Consider the following 20,058-nt stretch of genomic DNA (forward strand, 5'->3'; position numbering starts at 1 on the left):
CACATCTATTCTATCATTTTTTTTCAAAATAAACATCGTAAATTGTCCAGATATTTTATCGTTTTATATAAATGATGCTTTTTTAAAAACTCAAGTGGCTGCAATAACCGAAAAAACAGCGTATTTCAATGTAAAGTCCCATGAATAAAAAAACGAATCCACTGACAGTGGTTTTAAACTGTCGAAGACTCGTTCTCTTTAAGTTACTAAATCAGATTAATTACTTATTTTTAGCTATTTTTATCGTGATCTGGTAATACTCATCCATATCCTGCTCATCTGTTTCCAGCTTAACACCTGTATCGGAAACCATATCAAGTGATTGACGAATGGTATTCATTGCAATCCTCATATCTTTATTAAAACCTTTTAGTCTTGGTTTCTTTTGCTTCACAGGTGTTTGCATCATTTTCTCAATACGTTCTTCTGTTTGCTTAACATTAAGTTGCTTTTCTATAACTTCTTGTAAAAGTTGTTCTTGCTTGTCTTGATTTTTTAAAACGATTAAAGCTCTTGCGTGTCTTTCTGTAATAGATTTATTTAAAATTGCTTGTTGCACAGACTCTGGGAGCTTTAATAAACGCATCTTATTTGCTATCGTTGATTGACTTTTACCTAATCGTTGAGCTAGTGCTTCTTGAGTTAGCTCATGAATCGTTAACAAACGCTCATAAGCTTTTGCTTCCTCAATAACTGTTAGTTCTTCACGTTGTAGATTTTCTATAAGTGCAACTGAAGCTGTTTCTTTATCATTCATATTACGGATAATAGCAGGAACAGTTTCCCATCCTAATGTATTAACAGCTCGATATCGTCTCTCTCCAGCGATGATTTCATAACGTTTATCACCGTCTTCTATTTCTCGCACAACAATCGGTTGTATCATTCCATGCGTATGAATCGTTTGAGCAAGTTCATCAATTTTCTCCTCATTAAAAATCGTTCGCGGCTGATAGCGATTAGGTAAAATCTCCGAAACAGGAATATGAACGACTTCTCCTTGATTATAAACCTCTTCTTCAAACGATTGCTCTTTATCACCCATTCCAAATATACGACTAAATGGAGGTAACAATAAAAACACCACCTTTTCTTCCGAAATCCCTTCTTACATTGAAAAAAATTATTCACTTGTCCTTAACAACTTATATGCTTATAACGCGTAAGTCGGAATTAAAATGTTTCACGTGAAACATTTTAATTCCACACGACTCGTTTAAACAAAATTATCCCATGACTAATATACTTCTACTATTCTACCATATAATCCTTCTATTTCGTAAAGGATTATATGAAAATATTATCTGAAGGCATTCATATCTATCCCACTATCATGTAAGTGGTGATTTCGCTGGTGTTCCCGGCTTTCTTGGATAGCGCTTAGGTGTCTTTTTTTTCTTATCAATACAAACAATATGGCGCTCCCCTTGATCGTTTGGTAAATGAAATGAATATAAATTGTTCAATACCCCACCTAAAAGTTCAATTGCTGCATCAGCTTCTTTTAACTCTAGCTCGGCATTTGGACCTTTCATTGCCACAAACTTTCCACCCGTTCTAACTAAAGGCAAGCATAGTTCACTTAAGACCGTCATTTTGGCAACAGCTCGGGCTAAAACGAGGTCATACTGATGTCTAAAGTTAGAATTTTGAGCAAACAACTCTGCTCGATCATGGTAAAACGCCACACCGCTTAAATCTAATTTCTCAGCCAAATGATTTAAGAAAGTAATCCGTTTCTTTAATGAATCCACGATGGTTACATTTAGATGTGGAAAGCATATTTTTAAAGGTATACTAGGAAATCCGGCCCCTGCACCAACATCACATATCGATAATGACTGCGTGAAATCTATATAAAAGCTTGCTGTAATCGAATCATAGAAATGCTTTAAATAAACTTCAGTTTCCTCAGTTATAGCAGTTAAGTTTATCTTTTCATTCCATTCTACCAATGTCTGATAATACGTCTGAAACTGCTGTATCTGCTTATCTGATAACATGATGCCTTTTTCTTCAAGTTTATTAATAAATGTGTCAATATTCATAGTTAATTCCCTTCTTAACATAGACTAAGCTTGACGTTCAACTTCACTCGTCCGCTTCGCTATTTGACCTTGTTCAATATAAACAAGTAAAATCGAAACGTCGGCAGGATTAACACCTGAAATTCGAGAAGCTTGACCAACAGATAGTGGACGCACCTTCTTAAGTTTCTGTTTTGCCTCTGTCGCTAACCCACTAATCGCATCATAATCAATATTTTCTGGAATTACTTTGTTTTCCATTTTTTTCATTCTGTCAACTTGTTGGTTTGATTTATCAATATAACCTTGGTATTTCACTTGGATTTCCACTTGCTCTTCAACTTCTTCTGGCAGTGTAACATCGGCAGGTACCAAACGTTTAATTAACTGATAACTTACTTCTGGACGCTTAAGCAAGTCTAATGCTTTAATGGGTTCCTTCAATCCTGTTCCACCTGCTTCATTCAATAGTTGGTCAATTTGGGAAGAAGGTTTAATCGTTTGTTTAGCTAATCGTTTCTTTTCTTGTTCAATAAGTGCTACTTTACCTTGAAAAGCTTGATAGCGCTCCTCATTAATTAAGCCTAATTGATAGGCTTTGTCTGTCAAACGAATATCTGCATTATCATGACGTAACAACAAACGATATTCAGCACGTGAGGTAAGAAGACGGTATGGCTCATTTGTCCCCTTCGTCACAAGGTCATCGATTAACACACCAATATAAGCTTGTGATCGATCAAGAATTAGCGATTCAACCTCTAGAGCACGGGCCGCAGCATTAATTCCAGCCATTAACCCTTGACCAGCAGCTTCTTCATAACCGGATGTGCCATTAATTTGCCCTGCAGTAAATAAGCCAGGGACATTCTTTACTTCAAGCGTTGGCCATAACTGTGTGGGGACGACACTATCGTACTCAATCGCATAACCCGAACGCATAATCTCTGCTGCTTCTAAACCTTCAATTGACCGTAACATCTCGTGTTGGACAGATTCCGGTAATGAAGTGGAGAACCCTTGCACGTAAACCTCTTCAGTATTTCTACCTTCTGGCTCTAAGAAGATTTGATGACGTGGTTTATCATGAAATCGAACCACTTTATCTTCAATTGAGGGACAATAACGTGGGCCTGTCCCTTTAATCATGCCCGAATACATGGCGGATAATGCTAAATTATCATCAATAATTTGGTGTGTCTTCTCATTTGTATATGTTAACCAGCACGGTATTTGATCGACAATCGCTTCTGTTGTTTCATAAGAGAAATGACTAGGTTTATCATCACCAGGCTGAATTTCAGTTTTACTATAATCAATGGTATTAGCATTGACACGAGGTGGTGTACCTGTTTTAAAACGAACAAGCTCAAAACCAAGCTCCTCTAAATGCTCAGAAAGTTTAACAGATGGACGTTGATTATTAGGACCACTTTGATACGATAAGTCTCCAATAATAACGCTACCTCTCATAAATGTGCCTGTCGTAATAATGACAGATTTCGCATAATAAGCAGCGTTTGTTTCCGTTAGTACCCCTTTACAAACACCCTCTTCAATAATCAGTCTTTCCACCATTGCTTGACGAATCGTTAAGTTTTCTAACTTTTCTAATTGATATTTCATTTCTTGAATATATAAAGGTTTGTCAGCTTGAGCACGCAAGGCACGAACTGCTGGACCTTTTCCGGTATTTAACATACGCATTTGAATATATGTTTTATCAATCACTTTACCCATTAACCCACCAAGTGCGTCAATTTCACGGACAACTACCCCTTTTGCAGGGCCACCTATTGATGGATTACATGGCATAAAGGCAATCATATCTAAATTCAATGTAAGCATTAACGTTTTGGCACCGCGCTTAACCGCAGCATTAGCTGCCTCAACGCCAGCATGACCCGCCCCGATAACAATCACATCGAAATGACCTGCATTATAGACCATCTTTATCGCTCCTTTTCTTTTTTACTTATTTCCCTAAACAAAACTGTGAAAATAGTTGATCAATTAAGCTATCTTGAACCGTATCGCCGACAATCTCACCTAACAATTCCCAAGTCCTTGTTACATCAATTTGTATTAAATCGATCGGCATGTCAGCATGAATTGCAGACGTTGCATCTTCTAATGTAGCTAGTGCTTGTTTTAGCAATTGAATATGTCTTACATTAGAAACATAAGATAAATCATCAGATTCAATTTGCCCTGCAAAGAATAAACGGGCAATGGCTTCTTCTAATTGATCAATTCCTTGCTCTTCTAAAAGTGACATGTTAACAATCGCATGATCTTTCGCTAGATCCGCAACTTGATCAAGGTCAATTTTGTTCGGAAGGTCTGTCTTATTGACCAATATAATAACATCTAAATCCTTAACTAATTCAAACAATTGACGGTCCTGTTCCGTAAGCGATTCATTAAAATTTAGAACAAGTAAAACTAAGTCAGCTTCTTTTAAAACTTGTCTTGAGCGCTCTACCCCGATTTTCTCTACGATATCTTCCGTATCACGGATCCCTGCTGTATCAACTAATCGCAATGGAACACCTCGAACATTTACATATTCCTCAATAACATCACGTGTTGTTCCTGGTATGTCAGTTACAATCGCCTTATTCTCTTGGACAAGAGCATTCATAAGTGAAGACTTTCCAACATTCGGTCGTCCAATGATTGCGGTTGAAATACCTTCCCTTAAAATTTTACCTTGTCTCGCCATTGCTAATAAACGCTCAATCTCCTGATAAACAAGCTTGGTTTTCTCTAACATTATATTTTTTGTCATTTCTTCCACGTCATCATACTCTGGGTAATCAATATTGACTTCCACATGAGCAACCGTCTCAATTAATTCCTGACGTAATCGCTTGATTAACTTTGATAATTTACCATCAAGTTGTTTTACTGCCACACCCATCGCTTTATCTGTTTTAGCTCGAATTAAATCCATCACCGCTTCTGCTTGTGATAAATCAATACGTCCATTTAGAAAAGCCCGCTTTGTAAATTCACCAGGTTCTGCTAAACGCGCACCTAGTTGAAGGCTCATTTCTAATAGGCGATTAACAGATGCTAAGCCACCATGGCAATTTATTTCAACAACATTTTCCCTAGTAAATGTTTTGGGTGCTTGCATCACACTTACCATTACTTCTTCAATCATTGTTTTACTATCTGGATCAATGATTTTACCGTAATGTATGGTATGGCTATCAACTGTATTTAAATCCTTGCCTTCAAACATTTGATTAACGATATCAATCGCTTGATCTCCACTCAGGCGAACAATCGCAATCGCTCCTTCTCCAATTGGAGTAGAAATCGCAGCTATCGTATCTAAATCCATTCTCATCACCTCCACTATCATTTTTTCCTTATTTATATAAAAAATGTGAACTTATTTTGAATTACTGTCACTAACTTAATAGAATACCATATATCCTACTCAAAAAGAAAGGATTAAATTATACACAAGTGGATAACTTTTTCACTAAGCCGCATAGGACATCGATTTATTGTGGATAACCGCTCTTCTTTAACAATCCCAACTTATCCACAGGGGCTCATTTTAGTTTCGCTTAAATGTCAGTGAGAGGCAAACAGAACGGGAAAAACAGGGCCGGCAAGATGAGTAATCGCAAAAAAAAGTTCCAAGCAATAAGGTTTGCTTGGAACTTTTTTTATTTGCGGCTAGTTATGGCCCAGCCCCATTTCTAAATGGATTACAGTGCTCGAATAACGACATGGCGGTTAGGTTCTGTACCGTCAGAACATGTTTCCACTTGCTGATTATCCTGTAACGCACTATGAATAATTTTACGTTCAGACGAAGGCATCGGTTCTAATGCCACGTCTTTATTAATTTTTATTGCTTTATCCGCTAAACGATGAGCTAACTGCTCAAGCGTTATTCGGCGTCTATTTCGATAACCTTCTGCATCAATAACAATACGAAAATGTTCTGAAGAAATACGATTAATCATAACTTGAACCAAATGCTGTATAGCATTTAGAGTCTGACCACGCTTCCCAATGATCATTGCAATTTTATGACCCGACAAATCAAAATATATTTGCTTTCCTTCTCGTTTCACCGTAATGGCTACATCTTCAGAAAACGCGGTGGCAATTTCCTTCAGATAAGTAACCGCTTGATCAATAGGATCTTCTTTAATTGATACTTTAACGATCGCTCGTTTCGCACCAAAAATACCAAACATACCTTTCTTGCCTTCATCAATAATTTCAATATTAACTTGGTCCTCTGTGGTGTTAAGTTGCTGTATAGCTGATTGGACCGCATCTTTGACAGTTTGTCCAGAAGCAGTTACCTGTTTCACTTTTATTTTCCTCCCGCTGTTTGTTGAAATTTAAACGGTTTTCGAATAAAAATTGTCTGTAATACCATAAAGACGTTACCTACAACCCAGTACAATGCTAAAGCTGCAGGGAAGAACATCGACATAACCCCAATCATAATTGGCATCATATAAAGCATCATCGTCATTTGAGGATTTCCTGCATTTTGTGTAGCATTTGTTCCTGCCATCGTTAGTTTTTGCTGTAAGAATGTCGCACCAGCAGCAACAATTGGTAAAATGTAAAACGGATCTGATTGAGATAACTCAAACCAGAGGAAGCTACCCTCTTGTAAACCAGGTGTACGCATAATCGATTGATATAATCCAATTAATATTGGCATTTGAACAAATATCGGTAAACAACCTGCCATTGGATTAACATTATTCTGTTGGAACAACTTCATCGTTTCTTCTTGCAATTTCTGTTGTGTTTGTGCATCTTTAGAACTGTATTTTTCTTTCAATTCTTTTAACTGCGGTTGTATTTCTTGCATCGCTTTAGAACTTTTTAATTGCTTTACATTCAATGGAACAAGGAGTAATCTGAAAAATAACGTTACGATAATAATCGCTATTCCAAAGTTTCCATTGAAAAAATTAGCTACATTAATAATTAACCAAGACAATGGAAAAACAAAATATGAATCCCAGAAACCTTCACTTTCAGCTGTAATGGGTTCATTGACATTACCACATCCTGATAAAAGTAGTACTAAACCTAATAAGGCCACGACAATTAAGACCTTTTTGCGCATGATCTTCCTCCTTAACATCCATTCATCGATCTGTATATGTAAAACTCAACTGTTATTTTATCACTATCTTCACTTTAATACTACAATCTTTATTAAAGTCATTTTATAAATTGGGAATAGCCACTTCAAATCGATTATTTCTTTAGTAAATGGGATTTAAATAACACATGAGTTAGACTTTTTTTGGTTTGATGAAAATCGATATCTTTTGTTGCCACTCTAGCAATAACGACATAATCATACTCGGGTTCGATTTGGTGCTCAAGCTCAAGAAACGCTTGCCGCAGATAACGCTTAACGCGATTGCGAACCACAGCATTACCGACTTTTTTTGAAACAGAAAGACCAACTTTTATATGGGATTGGTCTTTCTTTTGAAGATAATACAGTACCAATTGACGATTAGCAAATGATTTTCCATGTTTAAAGACGTTTTGGAAATCTTCATTTTTTTTTAATCGATAACTTTTTTTCATGTACTGTTACCTCCAAATCTACAAATAATCTGCTTTCTCTATCTATACATGTTAACCATTTCACTTTAAACAAAACCTTCATTACGCCCCAGCGATCTATTCACTTAGGATATACATTAACGTTTTAAAAATGCCTTGTCACATCATTATTTCATACTGACACTTTCCTTAAATAATGTGGAAAAAAGACCACTGACAATTTCAGTGGCCTAAGCTGACAATACTTTTCTTCCTTTTTTGCGACGGCGTGCTAAAACGTTACGTCCATTTTTAGTGCTCATACGAGAGCGAAAGCCGTGAACTTTTTTACGTTTACGATTATTTGGTTGAAATGTGCGTTTCATTATATCTACACCTCCCTGAGGAATTAAAAATCACTATTGAGACAATCCTGTTCATTATACGTAATAACAACAGTACCTGTCAACAATAAATCGGGGAAACAACCGATTAGACAAATAAAAATTTTAAAAAAGAAATCGAAATAACTTATCCACACGGCTTGTTAATGATACATGACAAGATTTTATTATCCACACAATTTATCGACAAATAAACCACAAATTCAATGCTTGTGGATGAAAAAAGTAAACATGTACAAGGATATGTGGATAACTGTCGAAACACCTTGCATTCTTGCTCTTTTTTTGATATTATTACTGTGCTTAATTGTTTAAAACTGTGTGAAGTAGCTAAACATATCCACAGTCGGTGGATAACCTGTGGACATTTATACACATACTTGTCTATTAACTTATTAACATGTCTGTGTATAAATTGAATAATTGTTCTTTTTTATTGCTATGATCCTTTTTTAATATCCACAATCAAACTTAACCTTTCGATCTATTTTGCTAAAATAGATTGCGAGAGGTTTTTTATATCTTTAATGGCGTTTAGCTATAATTTGAGAAAGGGGCCTATCGATGGAAAATATCGAAGAGTTATGGGCAAGTACATTATTAGCCATCAAAGAAAAGGTTAGTAAACCTAGTTTTGATACATGGCTAAGGAATACAAATGCCGATAGCATTACTGATGATACCTTAGTTATCTCTGCTCCAAATGAATTTGCAAGAGACTGGCTAGAAAATAGGTACAGCAATCTTATTTCTGATGCTATTTTTGAAGTAACAGGAGCACAACTTAAAACAAAATTTATTATTCCTGAAAATGAACGTACAACTGATCAAACAGCCAATCAGACACCAAAAGTAGTGCCAGTTAAAGACCAAGAACAACATGACGCTTCGAAAACGATGTTAAATGACAAATACACCTTTAACACATTCGTTATTGGATCTGGTAATCGATTTGCTCATGCTGCTTCATTAGCTGTTGCTGAAGCCCCTGCTAAAGCATACAATCCACTATTTATTTATGGGGGTGTCGGATTAGGAAAAACACACCTCATGCATGCCATTGGTCACTATGTGTTAGATCACAATCCCAATGCTAAAGTTGTTTATCTATCATCAGAGAAATTTACCAATGAGTTTATTAACTCTATTCGTGACAATAAAGCAGAAAATTTTAGAAGTAAGTATCGAAATGTCGATGTCCTATTGATAGATGATATACAATTTTTAGCTGGAAAAGAACAAACCCAAGAGGAATTTTTTCATACATTTAACACACTGCATGAAGAGAGTAAACAAATTATTATCTCTAGCGATCGACCACCCAAAGAAATACCAACGTTAGAAGATCGTTTACGCTCGCGTTTCGAGTGGGGATTGATTACAGATATTACACCACCCGATTTAGAAACTCGTATTGCTATATTAAGAAAAAAAGCGAAGGCAGAAGGATTAGATATTCCTAATGAAGTCATGCTTTATATTGCCAATCAAATTGATACAAATATTAGAGAATTAGAAGGTGCACTTATACGGGTAGTCGCTTACTCATCTTTAATCAATCAAGACATCGATGCATCACTGGCTGCTGAAGCATTAAAAGATATTATCCCTAGTGCAAGACCTAAAATGATCACAATAGCTGGTATTCAAGAGCTTGTTGCTGAAAAATATAATATGAAGTTAGAGGAGTTTGCGGCGAAGAAACGAACGAAATCAGTAGCATTTCCTAGACAAATCGCGATGTATTTATCACGGGAATTAACCGACTTCTCGTTACCCAAAATTGGCGAAGAATTTGGCGGGCGTGATCATACAACGGTCATTCATGCTCACGAAAAAATATCAAAATTAATAAGTGATGACCATTTATTAAATCGAGAAATTGAAGAAATAAAAGAACAGTTGAAAAGTTTATAAGGTTATCAACATGTGTATAGTGTGAATAGTCATTCATAGTTACACACATTCTATCCACAGGTGGATAACATTGAGATGATTACTACTTTTATATGTTATCCACATAACCACAAGCCCTATTACTATTACTACTATTTTTTTATTAATAAATAATATATAATATACTTCCATTAGGAGGATTTTATTCATGAAATTTATTATTCAAAGAGATTTACTTTTAGAGAGTATACAACACGTCATGAAAGCTATTTCTTCTCGTGTAACTATTCCTATTCTTACAGGTATAAAAATTGAAGCAATAGAAGCAGGCATTAAATTAACAGGAAGCGACTCAGATGTTTCAATTGAATCATTTATTCCAAAAGAAAATGACGGGATCGTTAATGTTGAACAAATAGAACCAGGTCAAATTGTTGTCCAATCAAAATACTTCCCTGATATTATCCGAAAACTCCCATTAAAAACATTAGAAATTAATACGGATGATCAATTTCAAGTCAATATTGTTTCAGGAGGATCTGAATTTCACCTCAACGGTCAAGATGCTATGGAATATCCACAACTTCCTGTCTTACATACCGATAATAGTTTTGAAATTAAAAATGATCTTCTCAAGGAATTAATTAAACAAACCGTGTTTGCAGTTTCAACTGTAGAAACGCGCCCTATTCTAACAGGCGTAAATATGCGGTTAGAAGACAACCTATTAAACTTTGTCGCAACAGATAGTCACCGTTTAGCTTCACGTAAAATTCCTTTATCTACTGAAAATGAAGGGTTATCATTTAAAGATGTTGTTATTCCAGGGAAGAGCTTAGTTGAACTTAATAAAATCATTGACGACAGTGAAGAAACAATGTCTATAAGTGTTACAGAAAATCAAATATTATTTCAAACTAAAAATTTATACTTTCTCTCACGCTTATTAGAAGGCAATTATCCAGAGACATCACGACTTATTCCAGAACAAAGCAAAACGACTGTATTAACACAGACTAAAGCCTTACTTCAAGCAATTGACCGAGCCTCACTTTTAGCTAAAGAAAATAGAAATAACGTTGTTAAGCTAGAGACAAAAGGAAATAATCAACTACAAATAAGTAGTAATACGCCAGAAGTTGGTCAAGTCATCGAGGAAGTAACCACAGAAAGTATTAACGGTGAAGATTTAAAGATTTCTTTTAGTGCTAAATATATGATTGATGCATTAAAAATTATTCAAGAAGATCATGTAGAAATTGATTTTACAGGGGCAATGCGACCATTTATTATTAAACCACATGAAAATGAGCAAATTTTGCAGCTTATTTTACCTGTAAGAACGTATTAGATGGTTTTAATTAGTTATAAAACGAACCTTTAATCAGTAGACGTTTTCAAAGACGGTTATTTGTGATAAATACGGAGTTTTTTCAAGATAGAGCTTGATCATGTCTGCTCTATCTTCTTTTATTTGTTATTTAAACGGACCCATATCAGCTGGGTACTTTGCTATTCGGACAATCTTTAGTAAAATAGATAGTAGAGCATATGTGTGATCGGAGCAATTGTGCTAAAAGTGGAAAGTTTGAGCTTTTTTTCGAAAGACTTATATAGATGACTGAGATTAGCTTCTTTAAACAGTTAGCATAAAACGAACCTTCAATCAGTGGGCGTTTTATGGACGGTTATCTGAGATAAATAAAAATAACGACATTCGTGAAAGCTAAACAAATACAGTTTTTCCTAACTAAAGAAAGGAGTTATATAGTGGAAACAGAAGAATTTAAAATTGATACGCAATACATTCAACTTGGGCAATTTTTAAAGTTGTCCAATATCGTGGAAAGTGGAGGTATGGTTAAATTATTTTTAAGTGAATATCCTGTTTTTATAAATGGAGAGCAAGATCAACGTAGAGGGCGTAAATTATACCATCGTGACTTAATAGAAATTGAAGATGTAGGTAGCTACCGCATTATAACTAACTAATCGACTTCATTTTCTCTACAACGAGGCAATGGACTGTTTTCTTTAGGTAATGCCTTGGTTTTATTATCGATTAGGAAAGTATTACCGTCAGCCCATGAAACGGAAATTAAAAGTCCTAAGTATAAGAAAAACACTGCAGTGTTATCTCATACTATTAGCCACCTACTTAGTCACTTTCTTAATCGTATAAAAAGGAAGGCATCATTCTATGTACATTAAAGATATAAAGTTAATGAATTATCGGAATTATCCAAAGCTTGAACTCACCTTTGATGATCGGATCAATGTGATTATCGGTGAAAATGCGCAAGGTAAAACCAATTTGATGGAAGCTATTTATGTTCTAGCTTTTTCTAAATCTTATCGAACAGCTAAAGATAAAGAACTTATTCAATGGGAGCAAAGTTATGCTAAAATAGAAGGTACGGTCTTTAAAAGACAATATCATATCCCACTAGAAATTCAATTTTCAACCAAAGGAAAAAGAGCAAAGCTCAATCATCTAGAACAAAAAAGATTGAGTGATTATATAGGCGCACTTAATCTGGTTATGTTTGCTCCGGAAGATCTTAATCTGGTAAAAGGAAGTCCTCAGGTTAGACGACGCTTTATTGATATGGAAATTGGCCAGATACAGCCTGTGTATATTTATCATCTTGGGCAATATCAAAAAATATTAAAACAACGCAATGCTTTGTTAAAGGCGTTACAAAGGCGGAAGACCACTGATCAAACCATGTTAGATGTACTCACTGAACAACTTATCGACCATGCGCGTGTGATTGTTGAAAAACGCTTTTTATTTTTAACGTTACTTCGGAAATGGGCTGCATCGATTCATCAAGGCATTAGTCAAGACAAAGAGAATTTAACGATTTCTTATGATGCAACGATTGATGTATTAGAAAGCGATGATAAGGAAAAAATAAAGAGGATATATAACGACACCTTTAATCTAAATAGAGATAAAGAGATTGATCGTGGCAGTACGTTGTATGGTCCTCACCGCGATGATTTATCTTTTTATATCAATGATCGAAACGTGCAAACCTTCGGATCACAAGGACAGCAACGGACGACAGCACTGTCTTTAAAACTAGCTGAAATTGAATTAATAAAAAGTGAAGTCGGAGAATACCCCGTTCTTTTATTAGATGATGTGTTAAGTGAATTGGATCAATATCGTCAATCACATTTATTACATACCATTAAAGGTAAAGTACAAACGTTTGTTTCTACAACGAGCATTACTGATATTCAACATGAAACGATCAACCAAGCAGAACTATTTTATGTCGAGAATGGTTCAATAACGAAACAGAAAAGAGGCTAATTATGTTTATTCATATTGGTGATGATCAAGTGATTCGTTCAGATCAGATCATTGTAATGATTGATCAACAGTATGTAGCGTCATCTTCGATTAATGAAGAGATGATCGAACATCAAGAAGAAGTAGAAGATATGCCTCAGTTAGATCATGATTTGACTAAATCAATTATCATTACAAAAGATCATGTCTACTATAGTCCTTTATCGATTTTAACGTTAAGGAAAAGAGCGAGCATGATCTCGACATTAAGTCATTTAGATGATTATACCGATAGTGATACTTATGATACATGATGGCTTGACCACATAATATTTGCTCAATCAAATCGTTTACGATTTTTTAATATAAATAAAATCAGACCATCTTAATCGATTGTGTCTTAAATGAGAGTGTAGGTGAATCAATTGACAATGCAAGAAAACAATTTAAATGAACAACAATATGATGAAAGTCAAATACAAGTATTAGAAGGACTAGAGGCTGTTCGTAAGCGACCAGGGATGTATATTGGTTCTACAAGTGAACGTGGTCTGCACCATTTAGTTTGGGAAATTGTTGATAATAGTATTGATGAAGCACTTGCTGGTTATTGTGATCATATTCAAGTCATCATAGAAAAAGATAACAGCATTACAGTTATAGATAATGGTCGTGGTATACCAGTTGGTATGCACGAGAAAGCCGGTCGTCCTGCTGTAGAAGTTATTATGACAGTTTTACATGCTGGTGGTAAGTTTGGTGGCGGGGGCTATAAAGTTTCTGGAGGTTTACATGGCGTTGGTGCTTCAGTTGTTAATGCTCTGTCAACTTCTCTCGAGGTTTATGTACATCGCGATCAAAAAGTTTACTATTTAGATTTCAAGCGAGGAAAATTAAATACGGAATTAAAAGTCATCGGTGAAACTGATATTACAGGAACACGGACCCATTTCACTCCAGATGAAACCATTTTTGAAGAGACGACAGTGTACAATTATGATACGTTATCTTATCGTTTACGCGAATTGGCTTTTCTAAATAAAGGGTTACGTGTAAGCATTGAAGATAAACGTTCTGATGAAGTTAAAAAAGAAGAATTTCACTATGAAGGTGGAGTCAAATCTTATGTTGAGTATTTAAATCAATCTAAAGAAGTGCTTCATGAACCTTTTTATGCTGAAAAAGAAGATCAAGGCATTAATGTTGAAGTAGCGATTCAGTATAATGATGGATTTGCTAGTAACATTTATTCCTTTGCTAATAATATTCATACATATGAAGGCGGTATGCATGAGTCTGGTTTTAAGACAGGATTAACACGTGTGATTAATGATTATGCTCGTAAAAATAATTTATTTAAAGAAAATGATCCGAATTTGACTGGTGATGATGTCAGAGAAGGACTTACGGCAATTATTTCTATTAAACACCCCGATCCTCAATTTGAAGGACAAACCAAAACAAAGTTAGGGAATAGTGAAGCACGAACGATTACTGATTCATCATTTAGCGAGCTGTTTTCAACCTTTTTATTCGAGAACCCAGATACAGCTAAAATCATTGTTGAAAAAGGGTTAATGGCATCTCGCGCACGTCTTGCGGCTAAGAAAGCACGAGAATTAACGCGTCGAAAAGGTGCCTTAGAAATCTCTAACCTACCCGGTAAACTAGCTGACTGTTCTTCACGTGATGCCTCAATTAGTGAGCTGTATATTGTCGAGGGTGATTCAGCTGGAGGTTCAGCAAAGCAAGGACGTGATCGTCATTTTCAAGCGATCCTTCCATTACGCGGGAAAATCTTAAATGTAGAAAAAGCAAGACTAGACAAAATCCTATCAAACAACGAAATTCGCTCGATGATTACCGCAATGGGAACAGGAATAGGTGAAGATTTTAATATTGAGAAAGCACGTTATCATAAAATTGTCATTATGACAGATGCCGATGTTGATGGTGCGCATATTCGTACGTTATTATTAACCTTTTTCTACCGTTATATGCGTCCATTGATTGATTATGGTTATATTTATATTGCCCAGCCACCATTGTATAAAGTCCAACAAGGGAAGGCTGCTTACTATGCTTATAATGAGAAAGAAATGGAACGTATTATAAGTGAATTGCCAAAACAACCTAAACCTGGCTTACAGCGCTATAAAGGTCTAGGAGAGATGAATGCCACTCAACTATGGGAAACAACAATGGATCCGGACAATCGTACCCTTCTTCAAGTAAATTTAGATGATGCCATTGAAGCTGATCAAATTTTTGATATGTTAATGGGTGATAAAGTAGAGCCGCGTCGGAATTTTATTCAAGATAATGCAGTTTATGTGAAAAATTTAGATATATAATCGATGGATGAGTATATGTTCCTCAGTTGGATAGGAGGTAATTGAATGGTGGATAACCAACGTCCCCAAGTACAAGAAATAAATATTGGAAAAGAAATGCGCACATCTTTTTTAGATTATGCAATGAGTGTTATAGTTGCTCGTGCCTTACCAGATGTACGTGACGGTTTAAAACCTGTGCACCGTCGTATTTTATATGCGATGAATGATCTTGGTATGCATGCAGATAAAGCCTATAAAAAATCGGCACGTATTGTTGGTGATGTAATCGGGAAATATCACCCGCATGGTGATTCTGCTGTGTATGAAGCAATGGTTAGGATGGCTCAAGATTTTAGTTATCGTTATATGCTTGTTGATGGTCATGGGAATTTTGGTTCTGTAGATGGTGATCCAGCAGCGGCTATGCGTTACACAGAAGCTAAAATGTCTAAAATATCAATGGAACTGTTACGTGATATTAATAAGAATACCATTGATTATACGGACAATTATGACGGTTCTGAACGTGAACCTAAAGTATTACCTGCTCGTTTTCCAAATTTACTAGTAAACGGTGCATCAGGTATTGCCGTCGGTATGGCTACAAATATGCCACCGCATCAGTTGGGGGAAACCATTGATGCTGTATTAGCCGTTAGTGAAAACCCAGATATTACGGTCGACGAGTTGATGGAGCATCATATTAAAGGTCCTGACTTCCCTACCGGTGCAATGGTGTTAGGTCGTTCTGGTATTCGAAAGGCTTATGAAACTGGTAAAGGATCAATAACTATTCGAGCGAAAGCAGAAATTGAAGAACAAGCAAATGGTAAATCCCGTATTCTAGTGTCTGAGCTACCTTATCAAGTGAATAAAGCAAAGCTCGTTGAAAAAATTGCTGAATTAGCTCGTGATAAGAAAATTGAAGGTATTACTGATCTAAGAGATGAGTCTGATCGGAATGGGATGCGTATTGTCATTGAATTGCGTCGAGATGCCAACCCTAATGTTTTATTAAATAATTTATATAAGCAAACCTCTTTGCAAACCTCTTTTGGGATTAACATGTTAGCACTAGTTGATGGACAACCGAAAGTTCTGACATTAAAGCAAGCACTTGAACATTATTTAGCACACCAAAAAGAGATTATTAGACGTCGAACAGCTTATGAATTAGAAAAAGCAGAAGCACGTGCTCACATATTAGAAGGTTTAAGAATAGCACTCGATCATATTGATGCGATCATTCAATTAATTAGACAATCAAAAACAGCGGATGAGGCACGTGAAGGGCTAATGACTCACTATCAATTAACTGAGAAACAAGCCCAGGCGATTCTAGATATGCGTTTACAACGATTAACAGGCTTGGAACGTGACAAGATTGAAAACGAGTATAAAGAATTGATCAATACCATTGCAGAACTCAAGGCTATTTTAGCAGATGAGGAAAAAGTTCTTGAAATTATTCGTGAAGAGCTAGAAGAAATAAAGGAACGTTTTAATGATAAACGTCGAACAGAAATTGTTTCTGGAGGCGTTGATTTCTTTGAAGATGAAGATTTAATTCCTGAAGAAGATATTGTTGTCACACTTACCCATAAAGGTTATATAAAACGTTTACCATCTTCCACATATCGTACACAGCGCCGTGGTGGCCGTGGAGTACAAGGGATGGATACAAACGAGGACGATTTTGTTGAACATTTAGTCTCTACGTCAACACACGATACCGTCTTATTCTTTACTAATAAAGGAAAAGTCTATCGTCTGAAAGGCTATGAAATTCCAGAGTTTAGCCGTACGGCTAAAGGTTTGCCAATAATCAATTTGCTTGAAATTGAGAAAGGTGAATGGATCAATGCCGTCATTACTGTACATGAGTTTGAGTCAGAGTCGTACTTATTTTTCACAACAAAATACGGTATTTCAAAGCGTACGCAACTCAGTCAATTTGCAAACATTCGTAAAGGTGGCTTAATCGCGTTAAATTTACGTGAGCAAGATGAGTTGATTTCTGTGCGGTTAACAGATGGTAAGAAGGATATTATGATCGCCACTAGAGAAGGCTCACTAATCCGCTTTGAAGAAACTCAAATTCGATCAATGGGTAGAACCGCCGCTGGTGTGAAAGGAATCTCGTTGCGTGAAGGCGATGAAGTCGTCTCTATGGAAATTATTGAAGAAGATGATTACGTCTTAAACGTCACGGAGCATGGCTATGGGAAGCAAACCCCAGCCGAAGAGTATCGAATGATTAATCGTGGTGGTAAAGGGGTCTCTACAAGTAATATCACTGAAAAAACCGGTAAGGTTGTTGCTGTGAAAGCTGTTAGTGGTGAGGAAGATCTGATGATTATGACCGTATCAGGTGTGCTAATTAGAATGTCTGTTGATAGTATTTCAAAAACGGGAAGAAATACCCAAGGTGTAAGGTTAATTCGTTTGCAAGATGATGAAAGAGTAGCTACAGTAGCTAGCATCGAACAAAAAGAAGTCGAAGAAGACGAAGAGAATCAAATAGTGCAAGAAGAAGAGTAATCACATCAATTATTTTCAATTTTGTTTCTGTCAATCGAATGTGTTGTGCCCTTGGAAAATAACCGTACAAAATAAATGCGTAATCGAACTATCTGAAGATCCACGTCTCCTCCACATCGTTGAAGCATAAATGATTCCTGTCACCTTTTGTGGCAGGATCTAACTTTATGACATCCTATAGTCGCGGGGACGTGCCGGCGGCTGAGGTTATCTTTGTGTTTACACAGATAACCATCCATAAAACATCCATTAAAATAGATAATAAAGGTAAATCTATTGAATTGGGCGATAACGGATGCTGATGTTCTGATCGGATCAACTAACAATCAGTGGGTGGGTAAGAGCGTAGACTAAAACCGCCGCATCGTGTGGCAACGTCCTGTAGGCCTTCGCGCGCTGATTGAAGGTTGTTTTATCTAAGACGTTATTGTGCCAAGCCTTACAAATCTTATGCTCAGGTGGTGAACCTATTGCTTGTACATCCTAATCAACTTGTACCAAATTGTATTGTGAAGACAGATGTTTATGGACAAAACAATCGCCCTATTGTGCTTAAAGGGACAATTGTTACAGATATGCACATGAAAGTGCTAAACAGCTTTTTAGTCACTCAGGTTGAAGTCTCATCTAAATTAGCTAATGGTCAATCTTTTCAGCCAGACCAAGACTTTGCTGACAAAACGCAGCAAAGCAAAGCTGAACATGATCAACCTTCATTGCCTACTTTCCTTGACCAGTATCATCAAGTTGTTAAAGACTATCAACAAATGTTTAAACAATGGCAAAATGGTGCAGTAATCGATATGCATCAAGTGAGACAAATGATTTTACCGTTGTTAGAACGTGTCGATCACAATCATGCTGATATTTTGTTGATTGCTAACCAATCAACAAAGCAATCTTATTTTTATCACCATAGTGTTTCAATGAGTTTATTAACTGCTATTTTAGCAAAACGCCTAGGATTTGATAAGGAATGGATACAAATTAGTATAGCTGCATTACTGGCTGATAGTGGAATGGCTAAGCTAAATAAAGCACATTTCGAAAAAAACGGTAAGTTACTTAATCATGATTATCAAGAAATAAAAAAACATCCTACCTATTCTTATCGTTACCTTGAAAAGATCCCAACATTAGCAAAGGCAGTAAAATTAGCTGTTTTACAGCATCATGAGCGAATAGATAGCCAAGGTTATCCGCTCGGTGTACCTGGTGATAAAGTTCATCCCTATGCCAAAATTATTGCGATTGCTGATGCTTATCATGCGATGACAGCAGATCGGTATTATCAAGATAAGTGTTTATTCTTTTCTGTCATTTCAACAATGAAAAAACAAGTGAATCACCAATTCGATCGTCGCTATTTAAATGTTTTTATTACAAGTTTGGAAGACGCGTTATTGGGTGAAAAAGTTTATCTATCTGATGGAACAATAGGCACACTTGTCGCATTAGAATATGAGGACTTACCAGAAACGATGATCCAATTGACCGAAACGAACCAAATAATCTCAATTGGTGAAAATGATCAGTTGATGATTAATCATCTTATTAAATAATTGAAAAGCTGCATGATAGCCATTTAATTAGCTGTGATGTGACTTTTTTATATTAAGCGAATCGAATGAGCGTGTTCAAAATGCTTATCTCACTTAAGATATCCTCCCCAATGCTTTTCAAATTTGATTAATCATTTATCACAGATAAGCGTTCGTAAACCCGCTCTCAAAATAGAGAACAGAGGTAAATCTATTTAGGCGAGTGAAAACGAACACTAATGTTCTGATCCGCTAAATTAACAATCAGTGGGCGAAGAACGAGAACACTCACTAAATGATGTTTGTTATATTTTTTAACAACTTAAAAAGCTCGCTTTCCTCTTATATTTCACTGAAAATTCAGTCATTTGACTACTTTTATCTCGATTTAAGCTTAATTTTTAAAAAGTTGCAATCTATGCTTAAAAAAGGTTGAAAAACTAATTTTGTTAT

General features: G+C 35.9%; 16 protein-coding genes. 8 read left to right on the plus strand and 8 right to left on the minus strand.

The features are described 5' to 3' along the window. Positions 1-220 precede the first annotated feature (220 nt). The 8 genes from noc to rpmH form a co-directional block, all read right to left on the minus strand. Positions 221-1,075 (minus strand): nucleoid occlusion protein, encoded by an 855-nt coding sequence (gene noc / locus B494_RS0106595; protein ID WP_017471592.1) that lies wholly within the window; start codon positions 1,073-1,075, stop codon positions 221-223. Positions 1,076-1,331: 256 nt separating this feature from the next. Next, positions 1,332-2,048, minus strand: a complete 717-nt coding sequence (gene rsmG, locus B494_RS0106600; protein ID WP_017471593.1) for a 16S rRNA (guanine(527)-N(7))-methyltransferase RsmG — start codon at positions 2,046-2,048, stop codon at positions 1,332-1,334. Between the two features lie 24 nt (positions 2,049-2,072). Beyond that, a complete protein-coding gene (gene mnmG / locus B494_RS0106605; RefSeq protein WP_017471594.1) occupies positions 2,073-3,977 on the minus strand; it encodes a tRNA uridine-5-carboxymethylaminomethyl(34) synthesis enzyme MnmG in 1,905 nt (634 codons plus the stop codon). A 25-nt stretch (positions 3,978-4,002) separates the two neighbouring features. Beyond that, entirely contained in the window at positions 4,003-5,379 is a 1,377-nt protein-coding gene (gene mnmE / locus B494_RS0106610; protein ID WP_017471595.1) for a tRNA uridine-5-carboxymethylaminomethyl(34) synthesis GTPase MnmE, read from the minus strand. Positions 5,380-5,755: 376 nt separating this feature from the next. Further along, positions 5,756-6,373, minus strand: coding sequence for an RNA-binding cell elongation regulator Jag/EloR (gene jag, locus B494_RS0106615; RefSeq protein ID WP_017471596.1), 618 nt, complete (start codon positions 6,371-6,373; stop codon positions 5,756-5,758). A gap of 2 nt (positions 6,374-6,375) precedes the next feature. Beyond that, entirely contained in the window at positions 6,376-7,149 is a 774-nt protein-coding gene (gene spoIIIJ, locus B494_RS0106620) for a YidC family membrane integrase SpoIIIJ (protein ID WP_017471597.1), read from the minus strand. Positions 7,150-7,283: 134 nt separating this feature from the next. Then, positions 7,284-7,625, minus strand: a complete 342-nt coding sequence (gene rnpA / locus B494_RS0106625; protein ID WP_017471598.1) for a ribonuclease P protein component — start codon at positions 7,623-7,625, stop codon at positions 7,284-7,286. Between the two features lie 209 nt (positions 7,626-7,834). After that, complete coding sequence (gene rpmH / locus B494_RS0106630) at positions 7,835-7,969, minus strand: 50S ribosomal protein L34 (RefSeq protein ID WP_017471599.1); 135 nt, start codon at positions 7,967-7,969, stop codon at positions 7,835-7,837. A gap of 582 nt (positions 7,970-8,551) precedes the next feature. On the opposite strand from rpmH, the gene dnaA reads away from it, so the two are divergent. The 8 genes from dnaA (at position 8,552) to B494_RS0106670 (ending at position 19,626) form a co-directional block, all read left to right on the plus strand. Continuing rightward, entirely contained in the window at positions 8,552-9,904 is a 1,353-nt protein-coding gene (dnaA, locus tag B494_RS0106635) for a chromosomal replication initiator protein DnaA (protein ID WP_017471600.1), read from the plus strand. A 187-nt stretch (positions 9,905-10,091) separates the two neighbouring features. Then, complete coding sequence (gene dnaN / locus B494_RS0106640; RefSeq protein ID WP_017471601.1) at positions 10,092-11,234, plus strand: DNA polymerase III subunit beta; 1,143 nt, start codon at positions 10,092-10,094, stop codon at positions 11,232-11,234. A gap of 419 nt (positions 11,235-11,653) precedes the next feature. Beyond that, complete coding sequence (gene yaaA / locus B494_RS0106645; protein ID WP_017471602.1) at positions 11,654-11,875, plus strand: S4 domain-containing protein YaaA; 222 nt, start codon at positions 11,654-11,656, stop codon at positions 11,873-11,875. A 208-nt stretch (positions 11,876-12,083) separates the two neighbouring features. Further along, positions 12,084-13,208 (plus strand): DNA replication/repair protein RecF, encoded by a 1,125-nt coding sequence (recF, locus tag B494_RS0106650; protein WP_017471603.1) that lies wholly within the window; start codon positions 12,084-12,086, stop codon positions 13,206-13,208. A 2-nt stretch (positions 13,209-13,210) separates the two neighbouring features. Beyond that, positions 13,211-13,501, plus strand: coding sequence for an extracellular matrix regulator RemB (remB, locus tag B494_RS0106655; RefSeq protein WP_017471604.1), 291 nt, complete (start codon positions 13,211-13,213; stop codon positions 13,499-13,501). A gap of 117 nt (positions 13,502-13,618) precedes the next feature. Then, entirely contained in the window at positions 13,619-15,541 is a 1,923-nt protein-coding gene (gene gyrB / locus B494_RS0106660; RefSeq protein ID WP_017471605.1) for a DNA topoisomerase (ATP-hydrolyzing) subunit B, read from the plus strand. A gap of 45 nt (positions 15,542-15,586) precedes the next feature. Then, on the plus strand, positions 15,587-18,064 hold the full coding sequence (gyrA, locus tag B494_RS0106665; RefSeq protein ID WP_017471606.1) for a DNA gyrase subunit A: 2,478 nt from the start codon (positions 15,587-15,589) through the stop codon (positions 18,062-18,064). 470 nt (positions 18,065-18,534) lie between these two features. Continuing rightward, on the plus strand, positions 18,535-19,626 hold the full coding sequence (locus B494_RS0106670; RefSeq protein WP_017471607.1) for an HD-GYP domain-containing protein: 1,092 nt from the start codon (positions 18,535-18,537) through the stop codon (positions 19,624-19,626). The last annotated feature ends 432 nt before the right edge of the window (positions 19,627-20,058 follow it).

The sequence above is a fragment of the Amphibacillus jilinensis Y1 genome (genome assembly GCF_000306965.1).
Lineage (GTDB): Bacteria > Bacillota > Bacilli > Bacillales > Amphibacillaceae > Amphibacillus_C > Amphibacillus_C jilinensis.

Excerpts from the sequence above, each read along its gene's own strand:
- rsmG (WP_017471593.1), bottom strand. The coding sequence starts at position 2,048 with ATGAATATTGACACATTTATTAATAAACTTGAAGAAAAAGGCATCATG.
- mnmE (WP_017471595.1), bottom strand. The coding sequence starts at position 5,379 with ATGGATTTAGATACGATAGCTGCGATTTCTACTCCAATTGGAGAAGGA.
- recF (WP_017471603.1), top strand. The coding sequence starts at position 12,084 with ATGTACATTAAAGATATAAAGTTAATGAATTATCGGAATTATCCAAAG.
- gyrB (WP_017471605.1), top strand. The coding sequence starts at position 13,619 with ATGCAAGAAAACAATTTAAATGAACAACAATATGATGAAAGTCAAATA.
- mnmG (WP_017471594.1), bottom strand. The coding sequence starts at position 3,977 with ATGGTCTATAATGCAGGTCATTTCGATGTGATTGTTATCGGGGCGGGT.
- dnaA (WP_017471600.1), top strand. The coding sequence starts at position 8,552 with ATGGAAAATATCGAAGAGTTATGGGCAAGTACATTATTAGCCATCAAA.
- dnaN (WP_017471601.1), top strand. The coding sequence starts at position 10,092 with ATGAAATTTATTATTCAAAGAGATTTACTTTTAGAGAGTATACAACAC.
- rnpA (WP_017471598.1), bottom strand. The coding sequence starts at position 7,625 with ATGAAAAAAAGTTATCGATTAAAAAAAAATGAAGATTTCCAAAACGTC.
- gyrA (WP_017471606.1), top strand. The coding sequence starts at position 15,587 with ATGGTGGATAACCAACGTCCCCAAGTACAAGAAATAAATATTGGAAAA.
- spoIIIJ (WP_017471597.1), bottom strand. The coding sequence starts at position 7,149 with ATGCGCAAAAAGGTCTTAATTGTCGTGGCCTTATTAGGTTTAGTACTA.
- remB (WP_017471604.1), top strand. The coding sequence starts at position 13,211 with ATGTTTATTCATATTGGTGATGATCAAGTGATTCGTTCAGATCAGATC.
- rpmH (WP_017471599.1), bottom strand. The coding sequence starts at position 7,969 with ATGAAACGCACATTTCAACCAAATAATCGTAAACGTAAAAAAGTTCAC.